Source organism: Shinella sp. Sh6 (genome assembly GCF_055392685.1).
Map to the genome: position 1 here is coordinate 2,147,636 of NZ_AP044005.1, position 16,848 is coordinate 2,164,483.

Below are 16,848 nucleotides of genomic sequence, written 5' to 3' on the forward strand. Positions count from 1 at the left end.
CAATGCTGCGAGCTTCCTCATCGCTCTCGTCAGACGACCCGGTTGGAATGGCGCCCGCTAATGAAATCTTTCAAAACAGGGTTAACAAATCGGAAATTTCCGCATCCCGAAGATTAATGAGGCGGGGCGCCGGATTTGCGCTTTGCAAGAAAAAGGCCCGGAAAACCAATGTTTTCCGGGCCCCTGTCAATTGTTAACGATAAGAAATCAGATGCATTCCACGAAGAGGCGCCTGGCCGCGTCGAGCGTCAGCTCCACCGGATTGCCGCCGGCCGTCGGATCGACGATGGCCATTTCCGCCATCTCGTCGATGCGGTCGGTGCCGACGCCGAGCGCCGACAGCTTGTCCGGCACGCCGAGCTCCTCGCGAAGGCGCAGGACATAGTCGAAGAAACCGTCGAAGCCGCCGGAAATGCCGAGATAGGCGGCGGCGCTGGCGATCTTCGCCTCGATGGCCGGGCGGTTGAAGGTCAGCACCGGCGGCATCACGACGGCATTCGTCATGCCGTGATGCGTGTTGTAGATCGCGCCGACCGGATGCGACAGCGAGTGGATCGCGCCCAGCCCCTTCTGGAAGGCGACGGCGCCCATGGCGGCGGCCGACATCATGTTGGCGCGCGCCTCGATATCCGTGCCGTCCTTGTAGGCGCGCGGCAGGTATTCCTTGACGAGCCGCATGCCTTCGAGCGCGATGCCCTGGCTCATCGGATGGTAGAAGGGCGAGGAATAGGCCTCGAGGCAATGGGCGAAGGCGTCCATGCCGGTGCCGACGGTGATGACCTTCGGCATGCCGACCGTCAGTTCCGGGTCGCAGATCGTGACCGAAGGCAGGAACTTCGGGTGGAAGATCACCTTCTTGGTGTGCGTCTCGGAATTGGTGATGACCGAGGCGCGGCCGACTTCCGAGCCGGTGCCGGCCGTCGTCGGCACGGCGACGATGGGCGCGATGCCGTCGGAATTGGCGCGGGTCCACCAGTCGCCGATATCCTCGAAATCCCAGACCGGCCGCGTCTGGCCGGACATGAAGGCGACCGCCTTGCCGAGGTCGAGGCCGGAGCCGCCGCCGAAGGCGACGACGCCGTCATGGCCGCCGTCCCTGAAGGCCTTGACGCCCGCTTCGAGGTTCCTGTCGTTCGGGTTCGGGTCGACCTCCGAGAACATTGCCCGGCCGAGGCCGGCGGCGTCGAGAATGTCGAGCGCGCCCTGCGTGATCGCCATGGTCGAGAGGCCGCGGTCGGTGACCAGCAGCGGCTTCCTCATGCCGACGGCCTTGCAATGGTCGGCCAGTTCCTTGATGCGCCCTGCCCCGAACTTGATCGCGGTCGGGTAGCTCCAGTTGGCGGTGATGGTCATGCGAGTGCTTTCCTGAAGTGGTAGGATTTCGGTCTCGTGAGATTGTGGAAGCCGATGACGGAGAGCGAGCCGCCGCGGCCCGTTTCCTTCACGCCCGTCCAGCACAGCGCCGGGTCGAGATAATCGGCGCGGTTCATGAAGACGGTGCCGGTCTCGAGGTCCCCTGCAAGGCGCGCGGCGCGCTCGGCATCCTTCGTCCACAGCGAGACGGTGAGGCCGTATTTGCAGTCGTTCATCAGGGCGAGCGCTTCCGCGTCGTTCTTCACCTTCATGATGCCGACCGCCGGGCCGAAGGTCTCCTCGGTCATGAACTCCATCGAATGGTCGACGTCGACGAGCACCTGCGGGGCGACATAGGCGCCGCCGTCGTCGGCCGGGAAGAGTTTCGGGTCGACCAGCGCTCTCGCGCCCTTCGACACGGCGTCGGCGATCTGCGAGCGGACGGTGGCGGCGAAGCGCTTGTGCGCCATCGGGCCGAGCGTCGTTTCGGGATCGAGCGGGTTGCCGAGCTTGTAGTTGGAGACCCAGGCGACGGACTTTTCCACGAAGGCGTCGTAGAGCTTCTCGTTGACGTAGATGCGCTCGATGCCGCAGCAGCACTGGCCGGAATTGTAGGTGGCGCCGTCCATCAGCGTATCGACGGCCGCGTCGAGGTCGGCGTCCTCCATCACGTAGCCCGGGTCCTTGCCGCCGAGCTCGAGGCCGATGGGCGTGAAGGTGCCGGCGGCGGCCCGCTCGATCGCCCGGCCGCCCTCGACGGAGCCGGTGAAGTTGATGAAGTCGAACGAATTGGCGGCGATCAGCGCCGAGGTCGTGTCATGGTCGAGGAAGATGTTCTGGAACACGTCCTCCGGCACGCCCGCCTCGTTGAAGGCGCGCACCATGCGCTCGCCGACGAGCAGCGTCTGGGCGGCATGCTTGATGATGACCGTGTTGCCGGCCATCAGCGCCGGGGCGACCGTGTTGATCGCGGTCATGTAAGGGTAGTTCCACGGCGCGATGACGAAGACGACGCCGTGCGGCTCACGCTCGATGCGGCGCTCGAAGCGCTCGGAATTCTCGATGACGATGGGCGCGAGCGAGGAGCCGGCGATCTCGGCCACATAGTTGGAGCGCTCGTTGAAGCCCTTGAACTCGCCGCCGTAGCGGACCGGGCGGCCCATCTGCCAGGCGATCTCCGGCACGATCTCGTCGGCCATCTCGTTGAGCCGCGCGACGCCCTTGAGGACGAGCTGGACGCGCTCTTCCAGCGGGCGCTTCGCCCAGGCCTTCTGCGCCTTCTTCGCGCGCGCGACGACGGCCTCGGCGGCGGCCAGCGGCATCGCCTCGCGCTCGGCATAGACCGAGCCGTCCACGGGGGATATGCATTTGATCACAGTCATGATCGACTTCCTGTTGGTTCTGTCGGAATTTCAGTTTCGGCGCTTCGATTGCCCCTCATCCCCCTGCCGGGACCTTCTCTCCGCAAGCGGGAAGAAGGAGGAAAACGGCGCGCCCATCGTTCCTCGCCCCGCTTGCGGGGAGAGGATGCCGGCAGGCAGGTGAGGGGCAAATCCCGAAACGCTTCTACGCTCTCTCGAAGCCGCGCGCCACCTCCCAGTCGGTGATGCGGCGGTCGTATTCTTCCTGTTCCCACTCGGCGGCGCGGACATAGTGGTCGATGACGTCGTCGCCGAAGGCGTCGCGCAGCATGGCCGAATCCTTCAGCGCCGCGGCCGCGCCGCGCAGCGTCTTCGGGATCTCGCGGATGTCCTTGCCGCCATAGGCGTCGCCCTCGAAGGGCGCCTCCAGCTCGAACTTGCCCTCGATGCCGGCAATGCCCGCGGCGATCAGCGCGGCCATGGCGAGATAGGGGTTGAGGTCCGAGCCGCCGACGCGGCATTCGATGCGGATGGCCTTGCTGCCCTCCCCGCACAGGCGATAGCCCGCCGTGCGGTTGTCCTTGCTCCAGACGGCCTTGGTCGGCGCGAAGGTGCCGGCGACGAAGCGCTTGTAGGAATTGATGTAGGGCGCGAGGAAATAGGTGATCTCGCTCGCATGGGCAAGGAGGCCGGCGACGTAGCGCCGCATCATCTCCGACATGCCGTACTTGGCATCCTTGTCGAAGAATTTCGGCTCCTTGCCGTCGACGCTCCAGAGCGACTGGTGGATGTGCGAGGAGGAGCCGGCGGCGGTGTAGTTCCACTTGGCGAGGAAAGTCACGGCCTTGCCGCGCTGCCAGGCGATCTCCTTGGTGGCGTTCTTGATGATCGCGTGCCGGTCGGCCATGGCGAGCGCATCGGCATAGCGCACGTTGATCTCCTCCTGGCCGGCCGAGGCCTCGCCCTTGGAGTTCTCGACGGGGATGCCGGCACCCTGCAGGCCGTTGCGCAGCGCCCGCATCACGTCCTCTTCCTTGGTGGTCTGGAAGATATGGTAATCCTCGTTGTAGCCGGAGGCGAGGCGCAGGTCCCGGTAGCCGCTCTCTCGGGCGTCGTCGAAGGTCTGGTCGAACAGGAAGAATTCCAGCTCGCTCGCCATATAGGCCTTGAGGCCCATGGCCTCCAGGCGCTTGACCTGCTTCTTGAGGATGGCGCGCGGCGAGTGCGGCACCTCTTCATGGGTGTGGTGGTCCAGCACGTCGCAGAGCACCAGCGCGGTGCCTTCCAGCCACGGCAGCTTGCGGAGCGTCGCAAGGTCCGGCTTCATCGTGTAGTCGCCGTAGCCGGCCGCCCAGCTCGTCGACTTGTAGCCGGAGACGGTGTCCATCTCCATGTCGGTGGCCAGCAGGTAGTTGCAGCTATGGGTCTCCTCGTAGGCGCTGTCCACGAAATACTGCGCGTGGAACCGCTTGCCCATGAGACGGCCCTGCATGTCGACCTGGCAGGCAAGGACGGTGTCGATGCGGCCTTCGGCGACATCCTTCTTCAGATCATCGAATGTGTAAGTCATGCTCATGGCGGTTCGGTCCCGGAATTGGTCGGAGGAAGGCGGGGCCGCGGCGCGGCCCCGCAGGAGGAAGGATCAGACTTCGCCGACGGCCTTTTCGGCGGCCGCGATCTCCGCCTGGCGGCGGGCGACCTCGTCGCCGATCGGCGGGCCCTTGAAGCGGCGGCTTTCGAGCCCGAACCAGATGATGGCGGTGAGCACGAGGAAGCCGACGGTGATGTAGAGCGCCCAGTCGTTCGGCGGCTGGATGCCGAGGACGAAGATCAGCACGATGGCCGCGATCGACAGGAGGGCGAAGAGCTTGAAGACGCCCTCGCCGAGGTTCCACGGCCCCATCTTGTCCCACTTCGACGTGCCCCAGGCGAAGAAGCCGAGCGCGATCGGGATCGCGAAGGAGAAGAAGAGGAAGATGACCGTGCACGACACGACGATCGTATAGACCGGCGTATCGCCGATCGAGACGAGCGAGGAGCCCCAGACGAAGAGGACGGCGAGGATCGAGCCCGTCCAGATGGCGGCGACCGGCGTGCGGTAGCTCGGGCTGACCTTCGACAGGCCGCGCGAGAACGGCAGGCCGCCGTCACGCGAGAAGGCGAAGATCATGCGGGAGACCGAGGTGACGGTGGCAAGGCCGCACAGCCATTGCGAGACGAGGATGGCGAGGAAGACGATGTCCTTCACCAGCGGATTGACCTGGCTTTCCATCGCCCAGAAGAAGACGTTCCAGCCCTGCGCGGCGGCGGCGATCATGCCGTCCGTCGTCGTGCCGTCGGCATTCGCCACGGAGGACGGGATCATCAGCACGAAGGAGCACAGCATGATGTAGCCGAAGAGCGCCGACCACAGCACGGAGGAGATCATGCCGCGCGGCACCGAATGGGCCGCCTTGACGGTCTCTTCCGAGGTATGCGCCGAGGCGTCGTAGCCGGTGATCGTGTAGATCGGCAGGAGAAGGCCGAGCAGGAAGACCCAGGTGCCGGACGTCTCCGGCCAGACATTGCCGCCGGCCTCGCCGGAGAAATTCGAGAAGGTGAAGAGGCGGGCGATGTCGTAGCTGTCGGCGGCCGCAAGGCAGACGATGGCGAGCACGATGGAGGTGGCGAAGATGAGATAGCCGGAAAAGTCCGTCAGCTTCGCCGTCAGCCCGATGCCCATGTGGTTCACGAGCGCCTGCGCGCCGGTGATGATGGAGAGGAAGACGATGCGGGTGATCGTCGTGTCCTCGAGGCCGAGATAGGGCGTGCCGAAGGCACCCATGAAGAAGTAGTAGGTGCCGACGTTGATGGCGCCGAGCACGGTGACGAGGCCGAGCAGGTTGAACCAGGCGGTCAGCCAGCCGGTGAAGCGGTTGCCGAGGATCGAGCCCCAGTGATAGAGGCCGCCGGCCGTCGGATAGGCCGAGCTGATCTGCGCCATGGCGACGGCGAAGACGGCCGAGACGAAGCAGCCGACCGGCCAGCCGATGCCGATGGCCGCGCCGCCCGCGCCGGATGTCGCCTGCGCGAGCGAATTGATGCCGCCGGAAAGAATGCAGATGATGGAGAAGGATACGGCGAAATTCGAGAACTGGCTCATGCGCCGCTCGAGTTCCTGCGCGTATCCCATGGAATGCAGGACCTGCATGTCCTCATGCTTATCCGAATCTGAATAATTTGACATGTTTTTCCCCTGTTCGACTGGCCCTGGCGGAATTGCCGAGGGCCGCCTGTGTCTGAGGCCCACGAAATGCGTGGGATATGCGCCGCGGGCGTGCCGCTCCCCGGGTCTTCTTTTTATTGAACGGCGGGCAGGCTCTCGATGAGCAGTCCCGCCAGATAGTCGGCCACGACCCTTTGGCCGGCTTCATCCTGGATGAGGTCGTTGCGGACCTCGATCATCACGTTGGGCACGCCGTTGGAAAGGCCGTGCTCCTTCAGCGTATGCGTCACGCCGTCCTCGGGCCCGTAGGGCTCGTTGCGCAGCGTCCTGTAGGCGGGGCCCGCGGCGGCCAGCATGGCATCGGCAAGCCGCGCGTCCGCGTCGTGCAGGATGCCGATCTCGACCGCGCGGGGCTTGCCGAAATAGACGGGCGTGAAGCTGTGCACGGTGACGATGACCGGCGCCCTGCCCTCGCGGATGCGGTCTTTCACCAGCGCGCCGAGCCGGTCGCGGAACGGCCGGTAGAGCGCATCGGTGCGGGCATTGCGCGCCGCCTCGTCGAGCGCCGCATTGCCCGGAACCTCGAACACCTCGCTCTTTTCCGGCATGGCGGCCGGCGATTCGGGCGGGCGGTTGCAATCGTAGACGAGGCGGGAGAAACGCTGGAAGACCAGCGTGGCGTCGAGCTTTTCGGCAAGCAGCCGCGAGACGGCGAGCGCACCCGGATCCCAGGCGATGTGGCTTGCCAGCGCCTCGTCGGAAAGGCCGAGCGTGCCGAGCGCCTTCGGCAGAAGGCGGGAGGCGTGTTCGCACACCAGGATCACCCTGCCGCGTGCGGAAACGTTCTCCAGGGCGACGGGGTCGCCCTCCTCTCCAGTCAGAATTCCCATCAGCCTGATCCCCTCGACCGGCTTTTATCGTTGATGAAAAGAATTCTTCACGGTTTTGCCGCTGTCAACGGGGTTTTGAAAAAATCTCTTCAAAAAATCATTTGACTCGAATTGTGACAGCGATGTTTAATTTTCAAAACTTCGGCAAAGACCGGGGCGCAGGGGAACAATTTGACGCTGAACCAAGCATCCATGACGGTGTCGGATGTGATCCATGCTCATTTCGAAGCGCTGACGCGCGCCGAAAAGCAATTGGCCACATCGCTGCTCGACAACTATCCCGTCTCCGGCCTCGGCTCCATCACCACGGTGGCGGAGAATGCCGGCGTGTCGACGCCGACGGTCGCGCGCATGGTGCAGAAGCTGGGCTTCCGCGGCTTTCCGGATTTCCAGGCGCGCCTCCACCACGAGCTGGAGGCCACCCTTTCGAGCCCCATCACCAAGCATGACCGCTGGGCGGCGAACGCGCCGGGCACGCATATCCTCAACCGCTTCGCCGACGCGATCATGACGAACCTGCGCCAGACGCTCGCACAGGTCGAGACCGCCGAGTTCGACGGCGCGGCCGCCCTCCTCGCCGACCGCCAGCGCAGCATCTACATCATCGGCGGGCGCATCACGAAGGCGCTGGCCGACTATCTCTTCACCCATCTCCAGGTCATCCGCCCCAACGTCACGCAGATCGCCTCGAACCCGAGCTCCTGGCCGCATTACGTGCTGAACATGAAGGCGGGCGACGTGCTCGTCATCTTCGACATCCGCCGCTACGAGCAGGACGTGGAAACGCTGGGCCGGGTCGCCCGCGAGCGGGGCGTGGAGATCGTGCTCTTCACCGACCAGTGGGCCTCGCCCGTGGCGAAGGTCGCGGCAAAAGTCTTCCGCGTGCATATCGAGGCGCCGTCCGCCTGGGATTCCTCGGTCGTGACGCTCTTCATCCTGGAAGCGCTGATCGAGGCGGTGCAAAGTTCGGGCTGGGAGGAGACCAGCGGCCGAATGAAGACGCTGGAGGGTCTTTTCGAGACCAGCCGGCTCTTTCGCAAACCGCGCCAGGAGGTGCCCGGGAAGGCGTGAGGCACACCGGAAAAACCAAAATAAAACTGTCACATAACCTTCATGCACCACCAGTATCAGCTTCGCCGAAGTTGACTGACACACAAAAGGAGAACACCCGTGATGTCATATACGAAACGTCTGCTTACGCTCTCCACCGCCATGGTGGTCGCGTCCTCCTCGCTCGCCTTTGCCGACCCGAGCGCCGAGCTCGTCGACGCTGCCAAGAAGGAAGGCATGCTGACGACCGTCGCCCTGCCGCATGACTGGTGCGGCTACGGCGACGTCATCGCCGCCTTCAAGGCCAAGTACCCGGAAATCCAGGTCAACGAACTGAACCCCGACGCGGGCTCGGCCGACGAGATCGAGGCCATCAAGGCCAACAAGGACAACAAGGGCCCGCAGTCGCCCGACGTGATCGACGTCGGCCTCGCCTTCGGCCCGCAGGCAAAGGCCGAAGGGCTCATCCAGCCCTACAAGGTCTCGACCTGGGACGAGATCCCGGATGCCGTCAAGGATGCCGAAGGCTACTGGTACGGCGACTATTACGGCGTCATGTCCTTCTTCGTGAACAAGGACCTCGTCGCCAATTCGCCGAAGGACTGGGCCGATCTCCTGAAGCCGGAATATTCCGGCCAGGTCGCGCTCGCAGGCGACCCGCGCGCCTCCAACCAGGCGATCCTCGGCGTTCTGGCCGCCGGCCTCGGCAAGGATGCGAAGGCCGGCAAGGAAGCCGGTGAAGCGGGCCTTGCCTACTTCGCCGAGATGAACAAGGCCGGCAACTTCGTCCCGGTCATCGGCAAGTCCGGCACGCTCGCCCAGGGCTCGACCCCGATCGTGATCGCCTGGGACTACAACGCGCTGAGCTGGGCCAAGACCCTCAACGGCAACCCGCCGACCGAGGTCATCGTTCCGGAGAAGGGCGTCCTTGCGGGCGTCTACGTCCAGGCGATCTCGGCCTACGCGCCGCACCCGAACGCCGCCAAGCTCTGGATGGAACACCTCTATTCGGACGACGGCCAGCTCGGCTGGCTGAAGGGCTATTGCCATCCGGTGCGTTTCAACGCCATGGTCAAGGCGGGCAAGGTTCCGCAGGACCTGATCGACGCCCTGCCGCCGGCAGCATCCTATGAGAAGGCTTACTTCCCGACGCTCGACGAAGTGAACGCCAACCAGGAAGCCGTCACCGGCGCATGGGACAGCGTCGTCGGCGCGAACGTGCAGTAAACATCATCTCCCGCCGCTCCGGCTTTCGGGCCGGGGCGGCGATTGCGGCCTGCCGTGAGGCACCCCCATGAGGCTAATGTAATGTCTTCAGACAGTTCTGCCGCCAAACCGCCGGCGCGGGCGCCCTTCCGCCTCCCGCTGCACTGGCTCGGCGCGGCGCCGTTCGCGATCTTCGTCCTCCTGTTCCTCATCATGCCGACGATGCGCATCGTCATCGGCGCCTTCCAGACGCCCGATGGCGGCTTCACGCTGGAGAACATCCACGGCCTCTTCACCAGGTCGATCCTCTCGGCCTACTGGATTTCCATCAAGATCAGCATCGCCTCGGCGCTTCTCGGCTGCCTGATCGGCTTTGCGGTCGCCGCCGCCGTCGTGCTCGGCGGCCTGCCGAAATGGATCCGCGGCCCCCTGCTGACCTTCTCCGGCGTCGCCTCCAACTTCGCCGGCGTGCCGCTCGCCTTCGCGTTCCTGGCAACGCTCGGCCCGGTCGGCCTCGTCACCATGTTCCTCAAGAGCCAGCTCGGCATCGACCTTCGCGCCCTCGGCTTCAACATCCTGTCCTTCTGGGGGCTGACGGTCACCTACCTCTTCTTCCAGATCCCGCTGATGATCCTCATCATCACGCCGGCGCTCGACGGCCTGAAGCGCGAATGGCGCGAGGCCGCGCAGATCCTCGGCGCGACCAACGCGCAATACTGGCGCATGGTCGCCTTCCCGATCCTGCTGCCTTCCTTCCTCGGCACGCTGGCGCTGCTCTTCGCCAATGCCTTCGGGGCCGTGGCCACCGCCATCGCGCTCACCGGCTCCTCGCTCTCCATCGTGCCGATCCTGCTCTTCGCGCAGATCCGCGGCGACGTGCTCGGCAATCCCCATCTCGGCTATGCGCTCGCCTTCGGCATGATCGTCGTGACGGGCATCGCCAACACGATCTACATCTGGCTGCGCGCGCGCAGCGAAAGGTGGCTCAAATGAAGAAGTTCTGGGCCTGGGGCGCCCTCGCCATCGGGCTGCTCTATTTCATCCTGCCCCTGATGGGCATGACCAACTTCTCGCTGAAGATGCGCCGCGGCGTCTATTCGCTGGATGCCTATGCGGTCGTCCTCGGCGATCCGCGCTTCCAGGAGACCTTCACCTATTCCGTCGTCATGGCGCTGTTCACGATCCTCTTCGGCGTGCTGCTCGTCGTGCCGACGGCCTATTGGGTGCGCCTGAAGCTGCCGGCCCTTCGCCCCTATATCGAGTTCGTCACGCTGCTGCCGCTGGTCATCCCGGCCATCGTCATCGTCTTCGGCTATATCCGGCTCTACAACACGTCGAGCTGGCTGCCGCTGACGGGCTCGATCACCGGCACGAACATCCTTCTGATGTTCGGCTATGCGACGCTCGCCCTGCCCTACATGTACCGCGCCGTCGACACGGGCCTGCGCTCCATCGACATCGCGACGCTGACGGAGGCGGCCCAGAGCCTCGGCGCCGGCTGGACGACGATCCTCTTCCGCATCATCCTGCCGAACGTGCTGGTGGCGGTGCTCTCCGGTGCGTTCCTCACCTTCGCCATCGTCATCGGCGAATTCACCATGGCCGCCCTCCTCAACCGCCCGGCCTTCGGCCCCTACATGCAGCTCCTCGGCGCCAACCGCGCCTACGAGCCGGCGGCGCTCGCGGTGATCGCCTTCGCCATCACCTGGGGCTGCCTCGGCCTGATCCAGCTTGTCTCCCGCTTCCAGAAGGGCACGCAAAGCCCCGTCTAAGGACCATCCATGAGCTTCCTGACACTCTCCAGCATCCAGAAGTCCTTCGGCCCCGTCCAGGTGGTCAAGGATTTCAACATGTCCATCGAGAAGGGCGAGTTCGTCTCCTTCCTCGGCCCGTCGGGCTGCGGCAAGACGACGGTGCTGCGCATGATCGCCGGCTTCGAGACCCCGTCGGGCGGCGCCATCGCCATCGACGGCAAGAGCCAGATGAACCTTCGCCCCAACCAGCGCAACATCGGTATGGTCTTCCAGGCCTATGCGCTCTTCCCGAACATGAACGTCGCGGAAAACGTCGCCTTCGGCCTCAAGGTCGCCGGCCGACCGAAAGCCGAGATCGACGCGCGCGTCAAGGAAATGCTCGGCCTCATCAAGCTCGATCACCTCGCCGACCGCTACCCCTACCAGATGTCCGGCGGCCAGCAGCAGCGCGTGGCGCTCGCCCGGGCGCTTGCGCCGAAGCCGCAGGTCCTCCTCCTCGACGAACCGCTCTCGGCGCTCGACGCCAAGATCCGCGTGTCGCTGCGCGAGGAAATCCGCATGATCCAGCAGCAGCTCGGCATCACCACGGTCTTCGTCACGCACGACCAGGAAGAGGCGCTGTCGATCTCCGACCGCATCGTCGTCATGAACGCCGGCAAGGCCGACCAGATCGGCACGCCCGCGGAAATCTACAACCGCCCCGCCACCCGCTTCGTCGCGGGCTTCGTCGGCACGCTGAACCTCATCGAGGCGAAGGTGGTCGATCCTGCCGCCAACCGCGTCTCCATCGGCGACCAGGGCGTGACGCTGCGCGAACCGCTCGGCACCGTGAAGGCGGGCGACACCGTCTCGCTGGCGCTGCGCCCGGAAGCCGGCTCCATCGCCCCCGACGCCAAGGGGGATACGGCGCTTTCCGGCGCGGTCGTCTCCACCAATTTCCTCGGTTCGGTCATCCGCACGCGCATGAAGGTGGGCGACAGCATCATCTCCTTCGACATGTTCAACAGCCCCGGCCTCGTGCCGCCGGCCGTCGGCGAGACCGTGACGCTGCGCTTCACCGCCGGCGACCTCCTCGTCATCTCCGACTAGCCGTCCGTTCGCGATACCGGCCGGAATTTGGAAAAATCTGTCGTGAATCCGGCTCTTTCCGTCGCCCGCGGATTTGATCGGCGGGCGCTCGCCCGCTAGTCTCCAAGCGTTCTCAGGGCGGGGCGGAATTCCCCACCGGCGGTATCCGGAGCAATCCGGGAGCCCGCGAGCGCCTTCCCATGGAAGGGTCAGCAGATCCGGTGCGATGCCGGAGCCGACGGTCACAGTCCGGATGGAAGAGAGCAAGCAGGAGGCCTCCGCCTGACGGGCGGAATCCGTCTTTTGCATGTTCGCCCAAGGGACCCGTTGCAAGATGGCTCAACCCTTGAAAGGCCTGGACTATGAATGCGAATGCCACCCCCTCCGCCCGTATCGCCGTCATCCGTGCCCGCTGGCACGCCGGCATCGTCGACCAGGCGGTCACCTCCTTCATTTCCGAATGGCAGGCGCTCGGCGGCAGGGCCGAGGATGTCGACGTGGTCGACGTGCCCGGCGCCCTCGAAATCCCGCTGCACGCCCAGTTCCTCGCCCGCACCGGCCGCTATGCGGCCATCCTCGGCGTCGCGCTGGTCGTCGACGGCGGCATCTACCGCCACGACTTCGTGGCCGGCTCAGTGGTCGACGCCATCGTGCGCGTCGGCCTCGACACCGACGTGCCGGTGCTCTCCGCCGTCCTGACGCCGCACAACTTCCAGGAATCGGAAGCGCACATCGCCTTCTTCCGCGACCACTTCGTCGTCAAGGGCAAGGAAGCAGCAAACGCCGCCCGCCAGATCCTCGACGCCCGCGCACAGGCGGCCCTCGCCGCGGTCGGTTGAATCGATACCTGAACGGCCGGAATCGATCCGTCAGGACGATACGGCAAGCCGTTGAAAAGACTGATGAAGCCCGGCAGCGATGCCGGGCTTTTTCTTGCCGTCTGCCCTTTGCCTGCCGGTTTACGGATAAAACACCTCTGCCGGGATAGGATACCGGCTGGAGCCGAGCAGATTCAAAGAGATAGGCATCAAGCCGCACACTGGACGCTCCCTCCGGAAGACCGCATCGCGCCGGGCGTGCGGGTCGTGATACCGTCGATCCCGGTCGAACGCATGTCTTTCCGGCCTGAGGGGAAACGGGCCGCACAACGATAAGGGGAACAGCGTGATGTCGAAATGGTTCAGAGAGAATGCCCCCGTCGGCCCGGCTGCGCTGACGGACGAATTCATGCGGCTGAAGCGCGGCTCCGTCACGCGCCGCCATTTCCTCGGCGTCACCGGCCTCGGCCTTGCGGCGGCCGTCCTTGCCCGCCAGCCGGGCCTTTTCAATTCCACGGCCTATGCGCAGGAAGACCTCGGCTCGACCATGTCGCTCGCCACCTGGCCGAATTACCACGACCCCGCCACCTTCGAGGCCTTCACCGCCGCCACCGGCGTGGCGGTGGAGGTGAACGTCTTCGGCTCGAACGAGGAGATGCTGGAAAAACTCAAGGCCGGCGGCATGGGCTGGGACCTGTTCGTGCCGACCAACTACACGATCTCCACCTATGCCGGCCTCGGCCTCATCGAGCCGATCGACCTTTCGAAGGTGCCGAACTTCGACCAGAAATCGGAAAATCCGCGCTTTACCAACGAGGGCATCATCGACGGCAAGCTTTATGCCCTGCCGAAGAACTGGGGCACCACCGGCATCGCCGTCAATTCCTACAAGGTGAAGGCGGACGTGACGAGCTGGAAGCAGTTCTTCGAGGTCGCCATGACCGAGGCGGACGGCCGCGCCATGGTGCACGACTACCAGCTCACCACCATCGGCAACGCCCTCGTCTCGCTCGGCTACTCCTTCAATTCCGTCAAGCCGGAGGAACTGGCCAAGGCCGAGGAGCTGCTGATGCGGGTGAAGCCCCACCTTTATGCCGTCAACTCCGACTACCAGCCCGCCATGCGCGCCAACGAGGCCTGGATGACCATGTGCTGGACGAACGACGGCGCGCAGCTCAACCGCGATATCCCGGAAATCCGCTTCACGCTCGGCACCGACGGCGGCGAGATCTGGTCGGATTTCTACGCCGTCCCGACGAGCGCGGCCAACCGGCCCGCCGGCTATGCGCTGCTGAACTTCCTGATGGACCCGCAGAACGCGGTGCGCGAGCACATCGCCAACGGCGCGCCGACCACGGACAGCCGCGTCATCGCGCTGCTGCCGTCCGAGATCACCGGCAACAGGATCGTCTACCCGGACGAGGCGGCCCTTACCCCGCTGGAATTCGGCGCCGCCGTGACGCTCACCGATCCGGCGCGGGCCGAGCTGATGGCGCGCTTCAAGTCTGCCTGAGGGAACCGCCGTCTCAGGCGATCGCCGCCTGATGCACGACGATGCGCGCGTGATAGGGCACGCGCTTGTAGAGGTCGAGCACATCCTGGTTGACGAGCCGCACGCAGCCGGACGAGGTCGCCTTGCCGATGGATTTCCATTCCGGCGAACCGTGCAGCCGGTAGAGCGTATCCTTGCCGTTCTGGAAGATGTAGAGGGCGCGCGCGCCGAGCGGGTTCTTGATGCCCGGGTCCATGCCGCCGTTCTCGACGGAATATCTGGCAAGATGCGGCTGGCGCTTGATCATGTCGTCCGGCACCTTCCAGCGCGGCCAGGGCTGGCGCCACTGGATGACGCCCTCGCCCTCCCAGGCAAAGCCGTCGCGGCCGATGCCGACGCCGTAGCGCATCGCCGTGCCGCCGGGCTCAACCACATAGAGGAAGCGCGAGGCGGTATCGACGACGACCGTGCCCGCCGGCTCGCCGGTCGGGTCCTTCACGCGCTGGCGGTAGTATTTCGGGTCGATCTGCCTGTAGGGAATGGCCGGGATGAGATGCCCGCCGTCCTCGACCGCCGCATAGCGCGCCGCCAGTTCCTCATCGCTCGCCGGCACGATCGGATAGCTGACCTTCTGGGGGACCGGCGCCTTCAGCGCGGCCGTCTGTGCGGTCGTGCATCCTGCGAGCGCGGCGGTCGCGCCGAGGAGGAAGGTTCTGCGCGACAGGGTGCACACGGTAGACATTCTCGATGGACTCCACTCGGATAGAGGATTGAGGCCGATGGCTAGCCAAAGCGCAGCTGGACTGGCAAGAAGCGGGCGGTTCACATCTTCGGCATCGGCCGCCCCTTTCCGGCGATAGATGCAAAGCGGCCACGCCCGCAGCAGCGGAAGGAGGAAAACGCCATGGTACCTGTGGAAATCGACCCCGCCCGCATCCGGGAGTTTCCCGACCCCGACAGCTTCTACATCTGGCTCGCCGAAAACCACCAAAGCGCGCCCGAGGTCTGGATCAAAATCCACAAGCGCGGCTCGGGCCTCGCGTCGATCACGCCCGAGGAGGCGATCGAGGCCGTGCTGTGCTGGGGCTGGATCGACGGCCTGCGCAAGGGGCTCGACGAGACGAGCTTCCTCCAGCGCTACAGCCCGCGTGCCAAGCGCGGCGTGTGGAGCAGGAAGAACGTCGAGACCGTCGGCCGGCTGATCGAGAGCGGCCGCATGACCGAGCACGGGATGAAGCAGGTGAAGGCCGCCAGGGCGGACGGGCGCTGGGACAGGGCCTATGGCAGCGGCAAGGGGCTGAAGATCCCGCCGGACCTGCAGGCCGCCATCGACGCGGAGCCGGTGGCAAGGGAGATGCTCGGAAAGCTCACCGAGCAGAACCGCTTCGCGCTCGCCTTCCGCGTCCACAACCTCAAGACCGAGGCCGCGCGCAAGCGGAAGATCGAAGCCTTCGTGGACATGCTCAGGCGCGGCGAGACGATCTATCCGCAGAAGCCCAAATCATCCTAGCTCGACTGGCCGGCCAGCCAGTTGTGCCAGTCGCCCTCGCTGCCCGAGAAGACGTTGAGGTCGATGCGGCCGGAAACGCCGTGCGACAGGCCCGAGCCCGAATATTGCCAGAACATCCAGCGGCGGTCCGGGTAGCGCTTGGAGGGATGCGCGGCGACCGAGCGCAGCCAGAACGGATAGCCCTTCAGCTCGCCTTGCAGGTTGTCCTCGTAGAAATCAGGCGCGGTGTAGATGATCGGGCGCTTGCCGTAGTGCCGCTCCAGCTTGTCGAGGAAGACCTGCATCTTCTCCAGCACGCGGGCGCGCGAGGGCCGCTTCTTGCAGGCCGAATCGCCGTTCCATTCCACGTCGATGACCGGCGGCAGCGCATCGGGATCGCGCGGCACGTTGCGGATGAACCAGTCGGCCTGCTCGCCGGCGGTGCGGCACCAGTAGAAGAAGTGATAGGCGCCGCGGCGGATGCCCGCCTCCTTCGTGCGCCGCCAGTTGGTCTGGAACATCGGGTCGAGATGATCACCGCCGTCCGTCGCCTTGATGAAGGCGAAATTGGCGCCCTGCGTGCGCAGCCGCATCCAGTCGATATCGCCCTGCCAGCGCGAGACGTCGACGCCGTGCACCTGGTAGTGCCGCGGCGCGCGCTTGCCGAAATTGATGGGATGGGCGTCGCGGAACTGCTGGCTGTAGATGCGCGAGCGCTTGCGCGAACGGCCTTCGGAGGATTGTTCGCCGGCCGGCCGCTCCAGCGGGATCGCCGTCTGCTGCGTCATGGTCTCGAAGACGCGGGTTTCCGGCACCGGGCCGGCCCAGGCGAGGATTTCCTGCGCGTCGTCCGCCTTTACCGGGCTTTCGCCCACCGCCACTTCCGGCACCGGCCCGCCGCCCTTGCTGACGGAGCCCGTGGTCTCGACGGACGGCTTGATCGCAAGCGCCGTCTCCGGGCTCGTGCTCGACGCGCAGCCTGCAAGGAAGACACAGCCGGAAAGGGCCGCCGTAAGGACTGAAAGACGCATGGGCACTCGCACGCAATACAAACCGAAGCCCGCCCGCTCGATGCCGGGACGGAATTACTAACGGAAGATTACCGCGAAATGTTAAATGCAACGTTTACGGCCGGGTGTGTCCTTTCAAACACTTAGCCTTG

At 65.2% G+C, this 16,848-nt stretch carries 15 protein-coding genes and 1 riboswitch; of the genes, 8 read left to right on the forward strand and 7 right to left on the reverse strand.

What is annotated here, in order from left to right:
* Positions 1-207: 207 nt before the first annotated feature.
* From ACZ5TO_RS10390 to ACZ5TO_RS10410, 5 genes are all read right to left on the reverse strand, one after another.
* A complete protein-coding gene (locus ACZ5TO_RS10390; RefSeq protein ID WP_464798019.1) occupies positions 208-1,353 on the reverse strand; it encodes an iron-containing alcohol dehydrogenase in 1,146 nt (381 codons plus the stop codon).
* On the reverse strand, positions 1,350-2,735 hold the full coding sequence (locus ACZ5TO_RS10395; protein WP_464798020.1) for an aldehyde dehydrogenase family protein: 1,386 nt from the start codon (positions 2,733-2,735) through the stop codon (positions 1,350-1,352). Before ACZ5TO_RS10395 ends, ACZ5TO_RS10390 begins: the two co-directional genes overlap by 4 nt.
* A 184-nt stretch (positions 2,736-2,919) precedes the next feature.
* Complete coding sequence (locus tag ACZ5TO_RS10400) at positions 2,920-4,284, reverse strand: glutamine synthetase family protein (RefSeq protein ID WP_184140467.1); 1,365 nt, start codon at positions 4,282-4,284, stop codon at positions 2,920-2,922.
* A 72-nt stretch (positions 4,285-4,356) separates the two neighbouring features.
* The gene (locus ACZ5TO_RS10405; RefSeq protein ID WP_184140258.1) at positions 4,357-5,940 is read right to left on the reverse strand and encodes an amino acid permease; all 1,584 of its coding nucleotides are present in this window, start codon (positions 5,938-5,940) and stop codon (positions 4,357-4,359) included.
* Positions 5,941-6,053: 113 nt separating this feature from the next.
* On the reverse strand, positions 6,054-6,812 hold the full coding sequence (locus ACZ5TO_RS10410) for an N-formylglutamate amidohydrolase (protein ID WP_464800377.1): 759 nt from the start codon (positions 6,810-6,812) through the stop codon (positions 6,054-6,056).
* 174 nt (positions 6,813-6,986) lie between these two features.
* Between ACZ5TO_RS10410 and ACZ5TO_RS10415 the strand changes: the two genes are divergently transcribed.
* The 7 genes from ACZ5TO_RS10415 to ACZ5TO_RS10445 all read left to right on the forward strand — a co-directional run bounded on the left by ACZ5TO_RS10415 (position 6,987) and on the right by ACZ5TO_RS10445 (position 14,218).
* On the forward strand, positions 6,987-7,880 hold the full coding sequence (locus ACZ5TO_RS10415; protein WP_246434133.1) for a MurR/RpiR family transcriptional regulator: 894 nt from the start codon (positions 6,987-6,989) through the stop codon (positions 7,878-7,880).
* A gap of 102 nt (positions 7,881-7,982) precedes the next feature.
* On the forward strand, positions 7,983-9,086 hold the full coding sequence (locus tag ACZ5TO_RS10420) for an ABC transporter substrate-binding protein (RefSeq protein ID WP_464798021.1): 1,104 nt from the start codon (positions 7,983-7,985) through the stop codon (positions 9,084-9,086).
* Positions 9,087-9,167: 81 nt separating this feature from the next.
* Positions 9,168-10,058 (forward strand): ABC transporter permease, encoded by an 891-nt coding sequence (locus ACZ5TO_RS10425; protein WP_464798022.1) that lies wholly within the window; start codon positions 9,168-9,170, stop codon positions 10,056-10,058.
* On the forward strand, positions 10,055-10,837 hold the full coding sequence (locus ACZ5TO_RS10430; RefSeq protein ID WP_184140264.1) for an ABC transporter permease: 783 nt from the start codon (positions 10,055-10,057) through the stop codon (positions 10,835-10,837). The genes ACZ5TO_RS10425 and ACZ5TO_RS10430 overlap by 4 nt, the downstream gene beginning before the upstream one ends.
* 9 nt (positions 10,838-10,846) lie before the next feature.
* The gene (locus ACZ5TO_RS10435) at positions 10,847-11,908 is read left to right on the forward strand and encodes an ABC transporter ATP-binding protein (protein ID WP_464798023.1); all 1,062 of its coding nucleotides are present in this window, start codon (positions 10,847-10,849) and stop codon (positions 11,906-11,908) included.
* Positions 11,909-12,012: 104 nt separating this feature from the next.
* Positions 12,013-12,156: riboswitch (FMN riboswitch) on the forward strand.
* A gap of 93 nt (positions 12,157-12,249) precedes the next feature.
* Positions 12,250-12,726, forward strand: coding sequence for a 6,7-dimethyl-8-ribityllumazine synthase (locus tag ACZ5TO_RS10440; protein WP_184140268.1), 477 nt, complete (start codon positions 12,250-12,252; stop codon positions 12,724-12,726).
* Positions 12,727-13,054: 328 nt separating this feature from the next.
* Positions 13,055-14,218 carry a polyamine ABC transporter substrate-binding protein gene (locus tag ACZ5TO_RS10445; RefSeq protein ID WP_464798024.1) on the forward strand — a complete coding sequence of 388 codons (1,164 nt, stop codon included), beginning with the start codon at positions 13,055-13,057 and terminating at the stop codon, positions 14,216-14,218.
* A 13-nt stretch (positions 14,219-14,231) separates the two neighbouring features.
* Here the strand turns inward: ACZ5TO_RS10445 and ACZ5TO_RS10450 are convergent, their stop codons facing one another.
* Complete coding sequence (locus ACZ5TO_RS10450) at positions 14,232-14,939, reverse strand: L,D-transpeptidase (protein WP_184140271.1); 708 nt, start codon at positions 14,937-14,939, stop codon at positions 14,232-14,234.
* A 162-nt stretch (positions 14,940-15,101) separates the two neighbouring features.
* On the opposite strand from ACZ5TO_RS10450, the gene ACZ5TO_RS10455 reads away from it, so the two are divergent.
* Positions 15,102-15,707 (forward strand): YdeI/OmpD-associated family protein, encoded by a 606-nt coding sequence (locus tag ACZ5TO_RS10455; RefSeq protein ID WP_464798025.1) that lies wholly within the window; start codon positions 15,102-15,104, stop codon positions 15,705-15,707.
* Here the strand turns inward: ACZ5TO_RS10455 and ACZ5TO_RS10460 are convergent.
* A complete protein-coding gene (locus tag ACZ5TO_RS10460) occupies positions 15,704-16,717 on the reverse strand; it encodes a GH25 family lysozyme (protein WP_464798026.1) in 1,014 nt (337 codons plus the stop codon). The genes ACZ5TO_RS10455 and ACZ5TO_RS10460 overlap by 4 nt on opposite strands.
* Positions 16,718-16,848: the final 131 nt, after the last annotated feature.